Genomic DNA, 15,167 nt, shown 5'->3' with positions numbered 1-15,167 from the left:
CGCTCTGTACAATGGCCGCGTTGCGCAGTAGGAGCAGCGCAGTTTCGTTTCCGGCCGTGCGGGCGTTTGCCCCCAGGAGGCCGGCTTTGCACTTAGTGAAGGCCGCGACAGGCCCTGTATTCCGAAAGACGACGATGATGGTTGATGGTATCGCGCCCGCGCTGGCCGAAGCGCTGGAAAAGCGCGGTTATTCCGAACTGACGCCCGTGCAGAAGGCCGTGCTCGATCCGGCACTGGGGCAGTCCGACGCGCTGGTTTCCGCGCAGACCGGCTCTGGCAAGACGGTGGCCTTCGGGCTGGCGCTGGCTCCGACCTTGCTTGGCGGGGCCGAGCGCTTCGGGGCGGCGGGTGCACCGCTTGGACTGGTGGTCGCTCCGACCCGCGAGCTTGCCCTGCAGGTGGCCCGCGAACTTGTCTGGCTCTACGAATTCGCGGGCGCTTCGATCGCCACCTGCGTCGGCGGCATGGATATGCGCACCGAGCGGCGGGCGCTGGAACGCGGCGCCCATATCGTCGTCGGCACGCCCGGCCGTCTGCGCGATCACATCACCCGTGGCGCGCTCGACATTTCCGGCCTCGCAGCCGTGGTGCTGGACGAGGCCGACGAGATGCTCGACCTCGGCTTCCGCGAGGATCTGGAATTCATCCTCGGTTCGTCGCCGGTCGAGCGCCGCACGCTGATGTTCTCGGCCACCGTGCCGCGTGCCATCGCGACACTGGCGAAGGAATACCAGCGCGATGCCGTGCGCATCGCCGCGGCAGGTGAAGACAAGCAGCATCACGACATCGAATATCGTGCGCTGGTGGTAACGCCTGCCGACCGCGACAACGCCATCGTCAATGTGCTGCGTTATTACGAGGCGCGCAACGCCATCGTGTTCTGCAACACGCGCGCGGCGGTGAACCATCTCACCGCCCGGCTGAACAACCGCAATTTCTCCGTCGTCGCCATGTCGGGCGAACTCAGCCAGAACGAGCGCACCCATGCCTTGCAGGCCATGCGCGACGGGCGGGCGCGGGTGTGCATCGCCACCGATGTGGCGGCGCGCGGCATCGATCTTCCAGGCCTTGAACTGGTGATCCATGCCGACCTGCCCTCCAATCCCGACACGCTGCTGCATCGCAGCGGCCGTACGGGCCGGGCAGGGCGCAAGGGCATCAGCGCGCTGATCGTGCCGCACCCGGCGCGCCGGCGCTGCGAGCGTGTGCTGCAGGCTGCGCGTATCGAGGCCGAATGGGCGCGGCCGCCGTCCGCCGACGAGGTTGTCGCGCGTGACAATGAGCGCATGCTGGTCGATCCGGCTCTGTCGGAGCCGGTCAGCGAAGGTGAGCGCGATTTCGTTACCACCCTGCTCGACCGCTTCGGTCCAGAGCAGATGGCGGCGGCCTATCTGCGCCTCAGCCGCTCCGGACGCTCCGCGCCGGAATATCTGTCGGAAAGCGGGCCACTGCCGGCCGCCGGCAAGGCTGGTGGCCATGCCGGAACGCCGTCGAAATCGCGGGACGATTTCGGCGACAGCGTCTGGTTCTCGCTGTCGGTCGGCCGCAAGCAGAATGCCGAGCCGCGCTGGCTGATCCCGATGTTGTGCCGCACCGCCAATCTCACTAAGCGCGAGATCGGGGCCATCCGCATGCAGCCGGAGGAAACCTTCGTCCAGATTTCCGCCGACAGCGCCGATGCCTTCGTCGAAGCGCTGGGGCCGCATATGACCATTCAGGGCAACATCCGCGTCGAGGCAGTGGATGGCGAGCCGGATTTTGCGCGCAGCGCCTATCGTCCGCAGCGGACGGAAAAGAAGCCGCACCGCGGCAAGGGCGGATACGACAAAGGCAATGACGAGCGTCCTGCGAAGAAGAAATTCGCTGAGGCCGGTGGCAAGCCGTGGTCGGACAAGGTGGCGGGCGATAAGCCGGGAGCTGACAAGCCATGGGGCGGCAAGAAGCCGGCCAAGCCGAAATTCGAGAAGGGCGCCGCTGCAAAGCCGGCAAAGAAGCCGAAGCGGCCGAAATCCGATTGAGGCATCAGCGCCTTCAGTTTGCCCGTCAGCTATCATGACGGGCGCTGCGCCCGTGAAGAAAAAAGCCCCGGCATGACCGGGGCTTTTTTGTTCGCACAAAGGCTGCCTGCTTATGCGCGGGGCGCTCAGCCGGCCTTTTCGAGGCTGGCTTCCCACTTGCCCAGCGCTGCAAGCGAGTTCATGCGGGCGCGGTGGGTGAAGGCAGCCTGCGCGGCGGCGACGTTTTCCACCTTGCCGGACCATGCCTTCTGCGGCGCGGCCTGAAGGGCGCGGCCGTAGGAGAAGGTCAGCTTCCACGGATGCGGACCAATGGCGTTGATGGCGTTGAGGTTGGCGGTGGCCTCCTCGTCCGACTGGCCGCCCGACAGGAAGGCGATGCCCGGAACGGCAACCGGAACCGTCTCGCGGAACAGCTTGATGGTCTTTTCGGCCACTTCCTCGGGCGAGTTTTTGGTGCCCGACTTCTTGCCGGCGATGACCATGTTCGGCTTGAGGATCGTGCCTTCCAGAACCACGTCGGCAGCGTTCAGCTCGGCATAGAGCTGGAGCAGCGTGACCTTGGTGACGTCATAGCAGGTGTCGATGTCATGCGAGCCGTCCATCAGCACTTCCGGCTCGACGATCGGCACGATGCCGGCTTCCTGGCACAGCGCCGCATAGCGGGCCAGCGCATGGCAGTTGGCGTCGATGGCGTAGCCGGAGGGAACGGCCTCTTCATCGTTGATGTCGATGACCGCGCGCCACTTGGCGAAGCGGGCGCCGAGCTTGTAATACTCGGCCAGACGCTCGCGCAGGCCGTCGAGGCCTTCGGTGATGGTGTCGCCCGGGAAGCCGGCCAGCGGCTTGGCGCCGGCGTCGACCTTGATGCCGGGGATGGAACCGGCGGCGCGGATGACATCGACCAGCGGCGTGCCGTCGGCGGTCTTCTGGCGGATCGTTTCGTCGAAGAGGATGACGCCGGAGATGTACTTCGTCATCGCTTCTTCCGAGCGGAACATCAGCTCGCGATAGTCGCGGCGATTGTTCTCCGTGGATTCGACATTGATTGCGTCGAAACGCTTCTTGATCGTTCCGGAACTTTCATCGGCTGCAAGAATGCCCTTGCCGTCGGCCACCATGGCCGCCGCGATATCCTCAAGACGTTCGCTCATGTATCACTCCTCAAAAAGGTGCGGGCTGGAAAGCATGCCGGCCGCATAGCAGACCCGGCCCGGCAAAGGAATGCCGCGCCAAAGTCCTAATCGATTGAAAGTTCACCGTTTCCGCCTTTTGGGCGAAAGCTGTGGGTATCAGCGCTTCAGAACCTCGACGCCCGGCAGCGGCTTGCCTTCCATCCACTCCAGGAAGGCGCCGCCCGCGGTGGAGACATAGGTGAAATCGTCGGCGGCCCCCGCATGGTTGAGCGCGGCCACCGTGTCGCCGCCACCGGCGACCGAGACCAGCCTGCCCTCGCGGGTGCGGCCTGCGGCATGGCGCGCGGCCTCGACCGTGGCGCGGTCGAAGGGCTCGATCTCGAAGGCGCCGAGCGGGCCGTTCCAGACCAGCGTTGCTGCACGGTCGATCCACTGATTGATCACCTCGATGCTCTTCGCGCCTGCGTCGAGGATCATGGCGTCGGCGGGTACGGCATCGATGGCGACGGTTTCGTTCGGGGCATTTGCTTTGAACTCACGGGCCACGACGCCGTCGGCGGGCAGGATGACCGCGCAGCCGGCCTCGGCCGCCTCGATCATGATCTGCTTTGCCGTTTTGGCCAGATCATGCTCGGCCAGCGACTTGCCGACCTCAGTGCCGCGCGCGGCAAGGAAGGTGTTGGCCATGCCGCCGCCGATGACCAGCGCATCGACCTTCTTCACGAGGTTCATGAGCAGGTCGATCTTGGTGGAAACCTTGGCGCCGCCAACGATGGCGACCACCGGCTTTACCGGGTTGCCAAGGCCCTTTTCCAGCGCTTCCAGCTCCACCTGCATGGTGCGGCCCGCATAGGCCGGTAATATATGCGCCAGCCCCTCGGTGGAGGCATGCGCGCGGTGGGCGGCGGAAAAGGCGTCGTTGACATAGATGTCGCCGTTTTCGGCCAGCGCCTTCACGAAATCAGGATCGTTCTTTTCTTCGCCCTTATGGAAGCGGGTGTTTTCCAGAAGCAGCACGTCGCCGTCCTTCATGGCTGCAATTGCGCCCGCAGCCTTTTCGCCAATGCAGTCGCCGGCGAAGCCAACGGCGCGGCCGAGCACTTCGGCCGTGGCCTTCGCCACCGGATCCAGCGAGAATTCGGCGTTTGCCTCACCCCTGGGGCGGCCGAAATGGGCAAGCAGGATGACCTTCGCGCCCTTGCCGGACAGTTCGGCAATGGTCGGGCCGACGCGTTCGATGCGGGTGGCGTCGGTAACCTTGCCATCCGCCATGGGCACATTGAGATCGACGCGCACAAGCACCCGTTTGCCGGCTATGGAGCCGATGTCATCCAGCGTCTTGAAGCCAGCTGTCATGTGAAAATCACCCTCTCAAGAAATGCGCCGGAGCCCATAGGCCGGCATTGCCATGCAAGGCTTATGACACAAAGCAAAACGCCCGGCAAAGCCGGGCGTTTCATTACGTTAATGCCGTTCAGGCGATGGTCTTGCCCAGCGCGACGGCCGTGTCGGCCATGCGGTTGGAGAAGCCCCATTCGTTGTCGTACCACGACATGACGCGCACCAGATTGCCTTCGATGACCTTGGTCTGGTCAAGCGCGAAGGTCGAGGACGCCGGGTTGTGGTTGAGGTCGATGGAGACCAGCGGCTCGTCGGTATAGGCAAGAATGCCTTTCAGCGGGCCATCGGCGGCAGCGACCAGAGCCGCGTTGACCTCTTCGACGGTTACGTTGCGCTTCGGCACGAACTTGAAGTCGATGACCGAGACGTTCGGGGTCGGCACGCGGATCGACACCCCGTCCAGCTTGCCCTTCAGTTCCGGCAGCACGAGGCCGACGGCCTTGGCGGCACCCGTCGAGGTCGGGATCATGGAGACGGCAGCGGCGCGGGCGCGGTAGAGATCCTTGTGCATGGTGTCCAGCGTCGGCTGGTCGCCCGTATAGGCGTGCACGGTGGTCATGAAGCCCTTCTCGATGCCGAAGGCGTCATTGAGCACCTTGGCGACCGGGGCCAGGCAGTTGGTAGTGCACGAGGCGTTGGAGATGACGACGTGGTCCTTCGTCAGCTTGTCGTGGTTGACGCCGTAGACGACGGTGAGGTCAGCGCCATCGGCCGGGGCCGAGACGATGACGCGCTTGGCGCCGCCGGCGAGGTGAGCCGAGGCTTTTTCCTTCGAGGTGAAGATGCCGGTGCACTCCAGCACGATGTCGACGCCAAGTTTGCCCCACGGCAGCTTCGACGGATCGCGCTCGGCGAACACCTTGAAGGAGTCGGAGCCGACCGAAATGGTGTCGCCATTGACCTTCACTTCGCTCGGGAAGCGGCCATGCACGGAATCGTAGCGCAGCAGATGCGCATTGGTTTCGACCGGGCCGAGGTCGTTGATGGCGACAACGTCGATATCCTTGCGGCCGCTCTCATAAATGGCGCGCACGATATTGCGGCCGATGCGGCCAAATCCGTTGATGGCAACCTTCAAAGTCATGTCCGTCTCCTGAAGCGGGAAAATCCCTGCCGTTCATAAGGGAGGCGGGCTCCGGAATCCATTGCCCGCCATCTGCTTCAAATCGATTAGCCAGGCTCTGGTCCACAACTTACCAGCGCCTGACTCCCGATTGCGCGAAGATCAGCCGTGCAGCCGGCCTTCCGCAGCCTTTGCCACAGCCTCGGCGGTGATGCCGAAATGCGCGTAGAGCTGCTCGATGGTGCCGCTGGCGCCAAAACCGGTCATGCCGACGAAGAGGCCGTCGGTGCCGATCACGGCGTCCCAGCCCTGACGGATGCCGGCCTCGACCGCGACCTTCACCTTTGCCGTGCCGATCGTGGCGGCGCGGTAAGCCTCGTCCTGCTGCCAGAAGATGTCGAGGCAGGGGGCCGAGACGACGCGGGTCGGATGGCCGTGGCCCTGCAACAGGTCGCGGGCCTTGAGGGCGATCTCGACCTCGGAGCCGGTGGCGAAGATGGTCACCGCAGCCTCACCGCCTTCGGCGGCGGCCAGCTCGTAGGCGCCGCGTGCGGAGAGGTTCTCTTCCACATAGGTGGTGCGCACTGCCGGCAGGTTCTGGCGGGTCAGCGCCAGCGTCGACGGGGTCTTTTCCGTTTCCAGAGCGATCTGCCAGCACTCGGCCGACTCGGTCGCATCGGCCGGACGGAACACATTGTGGTTGGGAATGGCGCGCAGGGCGGCCAGATGCTCGACCGGCTGGTGGGTGGGGCCGTCTTCGCCAAGACCGATGGAGTCATGGGTCATGACGAAGATGGAGCGGATGCCCATCAGCGAGGCCAGACGCATTGCCGGGCGCGCATAGTCGGAGAAGCACATGAAGGTGCCGCCATAGGGAATGACGCCGCCATGCAGGGCCAGGCCATTCATGGCAGCCGCCATGCCAAGCTCGCGAATGCCGTAGTGGATATAGCGCTCGCCGTAGTTGTCGGGCGTGATCGCCTTGGTCTGGCTGGTCTTGGTGTTGTTAGAGCCGGTCAGGTCGGCCGAGCCGCCGATGGTTTCCGGCAGCACGCCGTTGATGACTTCCAGCGCCATTTCCGACGATTTGCGGGTGGCGACCTTCGGCTTGTCCTCGGCCAGCTTCTTCTTGTAGTCGGCGATGGCCTTGTCGAGACCGGCCGGCAGCGCGCCTGCCATGCGACGCTCGAATTCGGCGCGCTGGCCGGCATCAACCTTGCCAAGGCGCTCTTCCCATGCAGCACGTGTCTGGGCACCGCGCGCGCCGGCGGCGCGCCAGGCATCCAGCACGTCGGCCGGAACCTCGAACGGCTCATAGGACCAGCCGAGCGCCTTGCGGGTGGCGGCGATCTCGTCGGCGCCGAGCGGCGAGCCGTGCACCTTGTTGGTGCCTGCCTTGGTCGGGGCGCCGAAGCCGATGGTGGTCTTGGCGGCGATCAGCGTCGGGCGGTCGGATTTCCGCGCCGCTTCGATGGCGGCAGCAATCGCTTCCGGATCATGGCCGTCGATCTTCAGCGTGTTCCAGCCGGAAGCGGCGAAGCGGGCCGCCTGATCGGTGTTGTCGGACAGCGTCACCGGGCCGTCGATGGAGATGTTGTTGTCGTCCCAGAAGACGATCAGCTTGTTGAGCTTCAGGTGCCCGGCCAGCGAGATCGCTTCCTGGCTGATGCCTTCCATCAGGCAGCCGTCACCGGCCAGCACATAGGTGTAGTGGTCGACCAGATCGTTGCCGAAGGCCGCATTCATGATGCGCTCGCCGAGCGCGAAGCCGACCGAATTGGCGATACCCTGGCCGAGCGGACCGGTGGTCGTCTCTATGCCGGCGGCATGGCCGTATTCGGGGTGGCCGGCCGTGCGCGAACCGAGCTGGCGGAAATTTTTGATCTCGTCGAGGGTGATATCCTCATAGCCGGTCAGATAGAGCAGCGAGTAGAGGAGCATCGAGCCGTGACCGGCCGACAGGATGAAGCGGTCGCGGTCGGCCCAGTGCGGCTTTTTCGCATCGAACTTCAGGTAGCGGGTAAAAAGCACCGTGGCGATGTCGGCGCAGCCCATCGGAAGCCCCGGATGGCCGGAATTGGCCTTCTCGATCGCATCCATGGAAAGAAAGCGGATCGCATTCGCCATCCGGTCGTGTTGTTCGCGCGAGGGCATGGTTCCTCCAGCAGGATCTGGGCAGGGAAAAGGGGTGGGGCGACACATAGCAGGCGACGCCTTGAAGTCAACAAATCGGTGCGTTTTCATGGCGTTTCGGCCGATTGGACGCAGTCCCGCGCAGCGTTAGCGGGGGACAGGATGAGAGCTTTGTTGACGCATGGTTCACCCGGAGCTTAATGTTTCGGAGATAACGCGTTCTGAACGCGTACGATTCGGTGATGCGCATAATGGGATATGAGCCATGACCGGGGACACCACGCTCAAGGAGGTCATCGCCCGTCTGGGCAAGGCCATGGAAAGCCTCGAGAACGCGGTCGCAGCCCGGCTCGAAAATGAACGCGACTATGCCGAGGCGGAAGCCGAGGTACAGCGGATGAACGCGGACCGTTCGCGGCTGGCGCAGGAACTCGACAATTCGGAAGCCCGCGCCGAGCGGCTCGAAGAAGCCAACAAGGAAGTGTCGCGGCGTCTGGTGACCGCTATGGAAACCATACGCGCGGTGCTGGACAGGTAGTTCGGGAGTGTCGCAATGGCCCAGGTGACGGTTTCGATCGACGGCAAGCAATACCGAATGGCTTGCGACGAGGGTCAGGAAGAACACCTGATCGGCCTCGCCGAGCGTTTCGACCGCTATGTCCTCCATCTCAAGGAATCCTTCGGCGAAATCGGCGATCAGCGGCTGACGGTGATGGCCGGAATCATGGTGATGGACGAGCTGTCGGAATTGCAGAAGCGCCTCAAGGGCATGGAAAGCGAGATCGTGACATTGCGCAAGACGCGCGATGACGCCCTCAACAAGGCCGACAAGAACGACGCAGCCCTTACCGGTGCGCTGGGCACGCTCGCCGGGCGCATGGAAATGCTGGCCGCCACGCTGAACACACGCAAGGAAGAGGTCTGAAATTTCCAGCTCCCCTCTATTTGGAAGTTTCTACCTTAAATCGACATTTTTTGAGTGTGATTTTTCAGAAATCATAACTGCTCGGCATCGGCTTTCTTTCTGAAGCGGGCCATCGCGCGTTAGACTTCGTCCATCCTATTTTCAGACAACAAGGCAGGGACAAGGTCATGAGCCTTCGTATCAACGACACCGCGCCTGATTTCACGGCCGATACAACGCAGGGCGCAATCCGTTTTCATGAGTGGATCGGCGACGGCTATGCCGTGCTGTTTTCCCATCCGAAGGATTTCACGCCGGTCTGTACCACCGAACTCGGTACCATGGCCGGGCTTGAGGACGAGTTTGCAAAGCGGAATGCGAAGATCGTCGGCATCTCGGTCGATCCGGTGGAAAGCCATGAGCGCTGGAAGGATGATATCCGCACGGTGACCGGTCATGCGGTGAACTATCCGCTGATCGGCGACACCGATCTCAAGGTGGCCAAGCTCTACGACATGCTGCCAGCCGAGGCCGGCGACAGCTGCGAGGGGCGCACGCCCGCCGACAACGCCACGGTGCGTTCGGTGTTCGTCATCGGGCCGGACAAGAAGATCAAGCTGATCCTTACCTATCCGATGTCGACCGGCCGCAATTTCCAGGAAATCCTGCGCGCCATCGATTCCATCCAGCTCACTGCAAAGCATCAGGTGGCGACGCCGGCCGACTGGAAGCAGGGTGACGACGTCATCATCACCGCGGCCGTCTCCAATGAGGACGCGGTCAGGCGTTTCGGCTCCTACGAGACGATCCTGCCCTATATCCGCAAGACGAAGCAGCCGGCCGCCTGACCGGTTCGGCTCATTCTCAAACGCCGCGAAGCCTGACCGGCCTCGCGGCGTTTTTTGTTCCGGATCAAGCGGGCCCGCAAGCAGACGTGCTATGCGTACCGGGCATCCGGATGCAGGGACATGGAATAATGGGTATTCCGCTCAACAAGGGCGAATTGCTGAAGGCGATCAATTCGCGATTCGACCGGCTTTTTGCCGATCTGGAGCGTGTAGATCCGGCAAAAGCCGCAGAACGCACCATGGAGGGCCATGTGCGGGACACGCTGATGAGCGTCTGCGACCTCGTGGCCTATCTCATCGGATGGAACCAACTGGTCCTGAAATGGCTGGAGCGGGATGCAGCCGGCCTGCCCGTCGATTTCCCGGAAACAGGTTTCAAATGGAACGAGCTTGGCCGGCTCGCCGGAAAATTCTACGCCGATTATGAAGGCATTCCCTATCCGCAGCTTCTGGAGCGGCTGAAAACCGTCAAAGAGGAAATCGTTCACGCGGTCGAATTCCGGGATGACGCCGAGCTTTACGGACGCGCCTGGTATGGCAAATGGACCATGGGACGGATGATCCAGTTCAATACGTCCTCGCCCTACGCCAATGCGCATGCGCGCCTGCGGAAATGGCGCGCGGCGGGCGGTCAGGCGCATGACTGACCCATCTTCCCGCAATGTCATCGACCTTTACGACCGCAATGCTGCGGAATGGGAAAGCCTGCGCGGCACGACCCTGACGGAGCAGCCGTGGCTTTCGGCTTTTCTGGCAGCAATGCCAGCGGCTGGCAAGGAAGTGCTGGACATTGGCTGCGGCTCCGGCGTCCCCGTCGCGCGCTGGCTGATCGGGCAGGGGTGCCGGGTGACCGGCGTGGATGGAGCGGCGGCGCTGATCGACCGGGCGAGATCGGCTTTCCCCGATCACCGCTGGATCGTCGAGGATATGCGCACCCTTTCGTTGACGGACAAATTCCATGGACTGATTGCCTGGCACAGCTTCTTTCACCTTCCGGCGGAAGATCAGCCGGCGATGTTCGGGCATTTTTGCCGGCTCTCGGCGCCGGGGGCGGCACTGATGTTCACCAGCGGCACGACCCATGGCGAGGCAATTGGCAGCTTTGCAGGCAGTCCGCTTTATCACGCCAGCCTCGATGCGGACGAATATCGGGCGCTGCTGGCCCGCAACGGGTTTACCCTTCTGAGGCATGTCGGGAATGATCCGGCCTGCGGTGGCGCGACCATCTGGCTTGCCAGAAGGGAAGGGTGAAGGTGACGGCCTGACTTTTCAGGCCGGTCCTTCCGCATCGGAACATTGGTGTTGTCTTGTGACGGACCGGCGTTCATGACAGGTTTCGTGTCAAATCCGCCATTCACGCACACGCAAATCAAAGGCAGATCAATATGGCTTCCGCCGGCTATCGGGTCGTTGCCCGCACCCCTTCCGTCGAAGATTACATGCGCCTGCGCGCCGCCGGGGGCCTGAGCGCCTTTTCCCGTGAAGCTGCCGGTGCCGGGCTGGAAGGCACCCGTTTCGCCGTTCTGGTCATGAAGGGCGACGCGGTCGTCGGCATGGGACGGCTGATCGGCGATGGGGGATGCTTTTTTCAGATCGTCGACATCGTGGTGGAGCCTGAGCATCAGGGGCATGGGCTCGGCAAAGCCATCATGGCGGCGCTCATGGAGCATGTGAAGGCAGCACTTCCCTCATCGGCCTATGTCAGCCTGATTGCCGACGTCCCGGCAAACAGGCTCTACGAGCAGTTCGGGTTTCGCGAAACTGCGCCAAGATCCCTTGGCATGGCCTTCAAGGTGCCCTGACCGGAGACACCGGACAGGCTTTTGCGCAAACAAAAACGGCGCTCCGGGGAGCGCCGTCTGCTTCTTCCGAATTCGGGCCGTTAGGCCGCAGGCTGCGCCTCGATGGTGCGCAGGGCCTGCAACTGGCGCTTGGCCTCGGCCTTGACCGCGTCCTGCACCTTTTCGAAGGCACGCACTTCGATCTGGCGTACGCGCTCGCGACTGATGTCGAACTCGCCGGACAGCTCTTCCAGCGTCAGCGGTTCCTCGGCAAGGCGGCGCGCCTCGAAGATGCGCCGCTCGCGGTCGTTCAGCACGGACATGGCGCCCGCCAGCATCTTGCGGCGGTTCTCCAGCTCGTCCTGCTCGATCAGCATCTCTTCCTGGCTTTCGCTGTCGTCGACCAGCCAGTCCTGCCATTCGCCGCTCTCGCCTTCGGTGGCGCGGATCGGCGCGTTGAGCGAGGCGTCGCCCGACAGGCGGCGGTTCATCGAAACCACCTCCTCTTCGGAGACGTTGAGACGCGTGGCGATCTCCGCGATCTGCTCGGGCTTCAGGTCGCCGTCGTCCAGCGCCTGGATCTTGCCCTTCACCTTGCGCAGGTTGAAGAACAGGCGCTTCTGGTTGGCGGTGGTGCCCATCTTCACGAGGCTCCACGAACGCAGGATGTATTCCTGGATCGAAGCCTTGATCCACCACATGGCATAGGTGGCCAGCCGGAAGCCGCGCTCCGGCTCGAATTTCTTGACCGCCTGCATCAGGCCGACATTGCCCTCGGAGATGACCTCGCCGATCGGCAGGCCGTAGCCGCGATAGCCCATGGCGATCTTGGCAACGAGCCGCAGATGGCTGGTGACGAGCTTGTGGGCAGCCTCGGTGTCGCCATGCTCATTGTAGCGCCTGGCGAGCATGTACTCTTCCTGCGGCTGGAGCATGGGGAAGCGGCGGATTTCTTCCAGATAGCGGGTCAGGCCGCCTTCGCCGGAAACGATACTGGGTAGTGACTGGGCCATAAAGCACCCTCCTCTCTAGAGCGATGCCCCCGAAACGCGGCGGGCATGTGGCGCGGATGCCGGAATGCGCACATCCACAGGGACAATCTATACAGGAACAAAACCAGAAACGCACGCATTTGTTCAATGCGAAACAGATTGTCACGATGAAGTGAACAAGGCGAGTCAGGTTTTTTGATGGCAGGTTCAGAGTTGGCGAAAGCCGCTCACCAGAGCGGCCATATCCGCGGGCAGCGGTGCCTCGAACGTCATCATCATATGGGTGGCGGGGTGGCGGAATGCAAGCAGGCGCGCATGCAGCGCCTGCCGCGGAAAAGCCAGAACCGCCGCCTTCAGCGCATCGGGAAGGCGGTTTGCCTTGGTGCGGAAGGCCTGCCCGTAGTCCGGGTCTCCCACCACGGGGTGACCGATATGGGCCATATGCACCCTGATCTGGTGGGTGCGCCCGGTTTCCAGACGGCATTCGATGAGACTTGCCGGCGCATAGTTCGTCTGGCCTTCGCAAAACCGTTCCTCGACCCTGTAATGGGTGATGGCATGACGGGCATCGTCGCGGGTTTGCGGCACCACGGCGCGGCGCACCCGGTCGGCGGCACGGCCGAGCGGAGCATCGACGGTGCCGGACAGGCGTTCGGGAATGCCCCAGACCAGTGCGACATAGGCGCGCTCGAGATCGCCATCGCGGCCATGGTCGGCAAAGGCTTCCGACAGCGCCTTGTGGGCACGGTCGGTCTTGGCCACCACGAGAACGCCGGAGGTGTCCTTGTCAAGGCGGTGGACGATGCCCGGCCGCTTCACGCCGCCGATGCCGGAAAGACTGTCGCCGCAATGGTGGATCAGCGCGTTGACCAGCGTGCCGGTCCAGTTGCCGGCCCCCGGATGCACAACCAGTCCGGCCGGCTTGTTGACGACGATCAGCTCGTCGTCCTCATAAAGAATGTCGAGAGGGATGGCCTCGCCCTGCGGGGTGGCGGGTTCGGGCTCCGGCATGGCGATCTCGACCTGTTCGCCGGCCGCCAGCTTGCGTTTCGGTTCGCCCGCTGCCACGCCGTCGATGAGAACCGCGCCCTGTCTGATGAGGGCCTGCACGCGGCTGCGTGAGAGGTTCGGCGCCAGCCGGGCGGCCAGCCACTGGTCGAGCCTCTGGCCGCTTGCGTCGGCATCCGCGACGAACCGTGCCCGCTCACCCTCTATCAATCCCGCATCCACTTCGTTATGACCGCCCGATCCAGAGAAACAGTTGCGGACCCTGCCATGACCCGGCCCGAAGCCGAAGAAGACGACGACAAGCCGCTGGACCCTTCCATCGAGAAGGTGCGCCGCAAGATGGTCCGCTTCATGGGCATCAATCTCAGCATTCTGTTTCTCGCCCTTATGGTGGTGATCGCGGCCCTTGTCTACAAATCCCGGACATCGGCACCGCAGGTCGCAGCGCCAGCCGGCGACATACAGGCGCCCGCCGGGCAGGCCGCGGAAGGCGACATCGTGCTTCCGGTCGGCGCGCGGATCGTGTCGCAGTCGATTTCCGGCAATCGCATTTCGCTGGATGCAGAACTGGCCGGCGGCGAACGCGTGCTGTTCGTCTACGACATTGCCGAACAAAGGCTGGTCGGGCGTTTCACCATCAGAAACCGATAAAGAATGTCGCCCGAAAGTGGAAACCGGTTTCGGGGTAACGACATGCGTAAAACAGGAACCTGAAGCGTCGGAAGCGAATCTGAAAGATCGCGACACGCTTCAGCCCGATCACTTCTGCGCGCGCAGCGCCGGGTCGTCTTGAAACTGCAATGCGACTCTGCCTATCTTTCACCTGTCGCCTGATGTGCAGGCGGCATGGTTGTTCTTGTTGCGAAAGGAAAGACACTGAGAACAGCACTTCGGAAGAAGGCCGACATCGCGCCTTCGCCGGCCGGGATAGGCGTCAGCCAGCCCCGCGCCCTCGACATCGTCCTTGCCAGTCTGGAAGACTCCAAGGCCGAAAACATCATCCCCATCGACATTCAGGGCAAATCGAGCCTCGGCGACCACATGGTCATCGCATCGGGCCGATCGCACCGTCATGTCGCGGCGGTTGCCGATCACCTGCTCACCGCGCTCAAGGATGCCGGCTTCGGCAATGCGCGCGTGGAAGGATTGTCCGGCGCCGACTGGGTGCTGATCGATTCGGGTGATGTCATCGTCCACATTTTCCGTCCGGAAGTTCGTGAGTTCTACAATCTGGAGAAGATGTGGCAGGCGCCGGATCTGGAGGACGGGACGCTCCACTGACAGGGCGCGTCCCGCTTTAGGGCGGGCATGAAACTCATCGTACACGCCGTGGGCCGTATGAAGTCCGGCCCCGAGAAGGAGCTTGGCGACCGCTATTACGAGCGGTTCGCCCGCAGCGGCCCTGCCGTCGGCCTCGAATTTGGCGGCATCACCGAAATTCCCGAAGGGCGCGGCCAGACCGTGGACGAGCGCCAGCGCGAGGAAGGCCAGAAGCTGCTTGCCCATGCCAGACAGCTGGGAGGCCAGGCGGGAGGGCAGGCGGGCGCCGCCCTGTTGCTGCTCGACGAGCGAGGGAAAAGCTTTTCGTCGGAAGAACTCGCCCGCCGTATCGGTGCCATGCGCGACAATGGCCGCAAGGCGCTGGTCGTCGCGATCGGCGGCCCGGACGGCCACAGCGAGGCGTTGCGCAACGAGGCGGAACTGATCGTCTCCTTCGGCGCGCTGACATGGCCGCATCAGCTGGTGCGCGTCATGCTGGGCGAACAGCTCTACCGTATAGCCACCATCCTTGCCGGACACCCCTATCATCGCTCCTGAGAATCACGGCAGATGAGGCGGCTTCGCCCGGATTTTCGCCCCATTCTGCCGTCACCAGCAGAGCCGGG

General features: G+C 63.3%; 16 protein-coding genes. 10 read left to right on the top strand and 6 right to left on the bottom strand.

Annotated elements, in window-relative coordinates; translation table 11 throughout:
- Positions 1-134 precede the first annotated feature (134 nt).
- Entirely contained in the window at positions 135-2,018 is a 1,884-nt protein-coding gene (locus AC5XE7_RS07080; protein ID WP_495365421.1) for a DEAD/DEAH box helicase, read from the top strand.
- A gap of 125 nt (positions 2,019-2,143) precedes the next feature.
- On the opposite strand, the gene AC5XE7_RS07075 is transcribed toward AC5XE7_RS07080, so the two are convergent.
- The 4 genes from AC5XE7_RS07075 to tkt form a co-directional block, all read right to left on the bottom strand.
- The gene (locus AC5XE7_RS07075; protein ID WP_495365420.1) at positions 2,144-3,169 is read right to left on the bottom strand and encodes a class I fructose-bisphosphate aldolase; all 1,026 of its coding nucleotides are present in this window, start codon (positions 3,167-3,169) and stop codon (positions 2,144-2,146) included.
- A 138-nt stretch (positions 3,170-3,307) separates the two neighbouring features.
- The gene (locus AC5XE7_RS07070; protein ID WP_495365419.1) at positions 3,308-4,507 is read right to left on the bottom strand and encodes a phosphoglycerate kinase; all 1,200 of its coding nucleotides are present in this window, start codon (positions 4,505-4,507) and stop codon (positions 3,308-3,310) included.
- A gap of 118 nt (positions 4,508-4,625) precedes the next feature.
- Positions 4,626-5,636 (bottom strand): type I glyceraldehyde-3-phosphate dehydrogenase, encoded by a 1,011-nt coding sequence (gap, locus tag AC5XE7_RS07065; protein ID WP_495365418.1) that lies wholly within the window; start codon positions 5,634-5,636, stop codon positions 4,626-4,628.
- 141 nt (positions 5,637-5,777) lie between these two features.
- Positions 5,778-7,769, bottom strand: coding sequence for a transketolase (tkt, locus tag AC5XE7_RS07060; protein ID WP_495365417.1), 1,992 nt, complete (start codon positions 7,767-7,769; stop codon positions 5,778-5,780).
- Between the two features lie 244 nt (positions 7,770-8,013).
- Here tkt and AC5XE7_RS07055 point away from each other — a divergent pair, with 244 nt between their 5' ends.
- The 6 genes from AC5XE7_RS07055 to AC5XE7_RS07030 all read left to right on the top strand — a co-directional run bounded on the left by AC5XE7_RS07055 (position 8,014) and on the right by AC5XE7_RS07030 (position 11,302).
- Positions 8,014-8,286, top strand: a complete 273-nt coding sequence (locus AC5XE7_RS07055) for a DUF4164 domain-containing protein (protein ID WP_183825478.1) — start codon at positions 8,014-8,016, stop codon at positions 8,284-8,286.
- Between the two features lie 15 nt (positions 8,287-8,301).
- Positions 8,302-8,673: a cell division protein ZapA gene (locus AC5XE7_RS07050; protein WP_183825475.1), complete on the top strand. Its 372-nt coding sequence runs from the start codon at positions 8,302-8,304 to the stop codon at positions 8,671-8,673.
- 167 nt (positions 8,674-8,840) lie between these two features.
- The gene (locus tag AC5XE7_RS07045) at positions 8,841-9,500 is read left to right on the top strand and encodes a peroxiredoxin (protein WP_183825472.1); all 660 of its coding nucleotides are present in this window, start codon (positions 8,841-8,843) and stop codon (positions 9,498-9,500) included.
- Positions 9,501-9,628: 128 nt separating this feature from the next.
- Entirely contained in the window at positions 9,629-10,147 is a 519-nt protein-coding gene (locus tag AC5XE7_RS07040) for a ClbS/DfsB family four-helix bundle protein (RefSeq protein WP_495365416.1), read from the top strand.
- Positions 10,140-10,751 carry a class I SAM-dependent DNA methyltransferase gene (locus AC5XE7_RS07035; RefSeq protein ID WP_495365415.1) on the top strand — a complete coding sequence of 204 codons (612 nt, stop codon included), beginning with the start codon at positions 10,140-10,142 and terminating at the stop codon, positions 10,749-10,751. Before AC5XE7_RS07040 ends, AC5XE7_RS07035 begins: the two co-directional genes overlap by 8 nt.
- Positions 10,752-10,885: 134 nt before the next feature.
- Positions 10,886-11,302 (top strand): GNAT family N-acetyltransferase, encoded by a 417-nt coding sequence (locus tag AC5XE7_RS07030; protein WP_495365414.1) that lies wholly within the window; start codon positions 10,886-10,888, stop codon positions 11,300-11,302.
- A gap of 80 nt (positions 11,303-11,382) precedes the next feature.
- On the opposite strand, the gene rpoH is transcribed toward AC5XE7_RS07030, so the two are convergent.
- On the bottom strand, positions 11,383-12,294 hold the full coding sequence (gene rpoH, locus AC5XE7_RS07025; RefSeq protein WP_495365413.1) for an RNA polymerase sigma factor RpoH: 912 nt from the start codon (positions 12,292-12,294) through the stop codon (positions 11,383-11,385).
- Positions 12,295-12,480: 186 nt separating this feature from the next.
- A complete protein-coding gene (locus tag AC5XE7_RS07020; protein ID WP_495365412.1) occupies positions 12,481-13,491 on the bottom strand; it encodes an RluA family pseudouridine synthase in 1,011 nt (336 codons plus the stop codon).
- A gap of 57 nt (positions 13,492-13,548) precedes the next feature.
- Here AC5XE7_RS07020 and AC5XE7_RS07015 point away from each other — a divergent pair, with 57 nt between their 5' ends.
- The 3 genes from AC5XE7_RS07015 to rlmH all read left to right on the top strand — a co-directional run bounded on the left by AC5XE7_RS07015 (position 13,549) and on the right by rlmH (position 15,099).
- Positions 13,549-13,932, top strand: a complete 384-nt coding sequence (locus AC5XE7_RS07015) for a fimbrial protein (protein WP_183825456.1) — start codon at positions 13,549-13,551, stop codon at positions 13,930-13,932.
- A gap of 195 nt (positions 13,933-14,127) precedes the next feature.
- Entirely contained in the window at positions 14,128-14,562 is a 435-nt protein-coding gene (rsfS, locus tag AC5XE7_RS07010; RefSeq protein WP_183825453.1) for a ribosome silencing factor, read from the top strand.
- Between the two features lie 27 nt (positions 14,563-14,589).
- The gene (rlmH, locus tag AC5XE7_RS07005) at positions 14,590-15,099 is read left to right on the top strand and encodes a 23S rRNA (pseudouridine(1915)-N(3))-methyltransferase RlmH (protein ID WP_183825450.1); all 510 of its coding nucleotides are present in this window, start codon (positions 14,590-14,592) and stop codon (positions 15,097-15,099) included.
- Positions 15,100-15,167: the final 68 nt, after the last annotated feature.

Source organism: Aquamicrobium sp. YD-1-mutant5 (genome assembly GCF_059509755.1).
Note: the sequence above shows the minus strand (reverse complement) of the source record. Positions and strands in the feature narration are given on the sequence as shown.

Bases quoted from the DNA above. Each gene is read 5' to 3' on its own strand.
- gap (WP_495365418.1), bottom strand. From the start codon at position 5,636: ATGACTTTGAAGGTTGCCATCAACGGATTTGGCCGCATCGGCCGCAAT.
- AC5XE7_RS07040 (WP_495365416.1), top strand. From the start codon at position 9,629: ATGGGTATTCCGCTCAACAAGGGCGAATTGCTGAAGGCGATCAATTCG.
- AC5XE7_RS07045 (WP_183825472.1), top strand. From the start codon at position 8,841: ATGAGCCTTCGTATCAACGACACCGCGCCTGATTTCACGGCCGATACA.
- tkt (WP_495365417.1), bottom strand. From the start codon at position 7,769: ATGCCCTCGCGCGAACAACACGACCGGATGGCGAATGCGATCCGCTTT.
- AC5XE7_RS07030 (WP_495365414.1), top strand. From the start codon at position 10,886: ATGGCTTCCGCCGGCTATCGGGTCGTTGCCCGCACCCCTTCCGTCGAA.
- AC5XE7_RS07075 (WP_495365420.1), bottom strand. From the start codon at position 3,169: ATGAGCGAACGTCTTGAGGATATCGCGGCGGCCATGGTGGCCGACGGC.
- AC5XE7_RS07070 (WP_495365419.1), bottom strand. From the start codon at position 4,507: ATGACAGCTGGCTTCAAGACGCTGGATGACATCGGCTCCATAGCCGGC.
- rpoH (WP_495365413.1), bottom strand. From the start codon at position 12,294: ATGGCCCAGTCACTACCCAGTATCGTTTCCGGCGAAGGCGGCCTGACC.
- AC5XE7_RS07080 (WP_495365421.1), top strand. From the start codon at position 135: ATGATGGTTGATGGTATCGCGCCCGCGCTGGCCGAAGCGCTGGAAAAG.
- AC5XE7_RS07050 (WP_183825475.1), top strand. From the start codon at position 8,302: ATGGCCCAGGTGACGGTTTCGATCGACGGCAAGCAATACCGAATGGCT.
- rsfS (WP_183825453.1), top strand. From the start codon at position 14,128: ATGGTTGTTCTTGTTGCGAAAGGAAAGACACTGAGAACAGCACTTCGG.
- AC5XE7_RS07035 (WP_495365415.1), top strand. From the start codon at position 10,140: ATGACTGACCCATCTTCCCGCAATGTCATCGACCTTTACGACCGCAAT.
- rlmH (WP_183825450.1), top strand. From the start codon at position 14,590: ATGAAACTCATCGTACACGCCGTGGGCCGTATGAAGTCCGGCCCCGAG.
- AC5XE7_RS07015 (WP_183825456.1), top strand. From the start codon at position 13,549: ATGACCCGGCCCGAAGCCGAAGAAGACGACGACAAGCCGCTGGACCCT.
- AC5XE7_RS07055 (WP_183825478.1), top strand. From the start codon at position 8,014: ATGACCGGGGACACCACGCTCAAGGAGGTCATCGCCCGTCTGGGCAAG.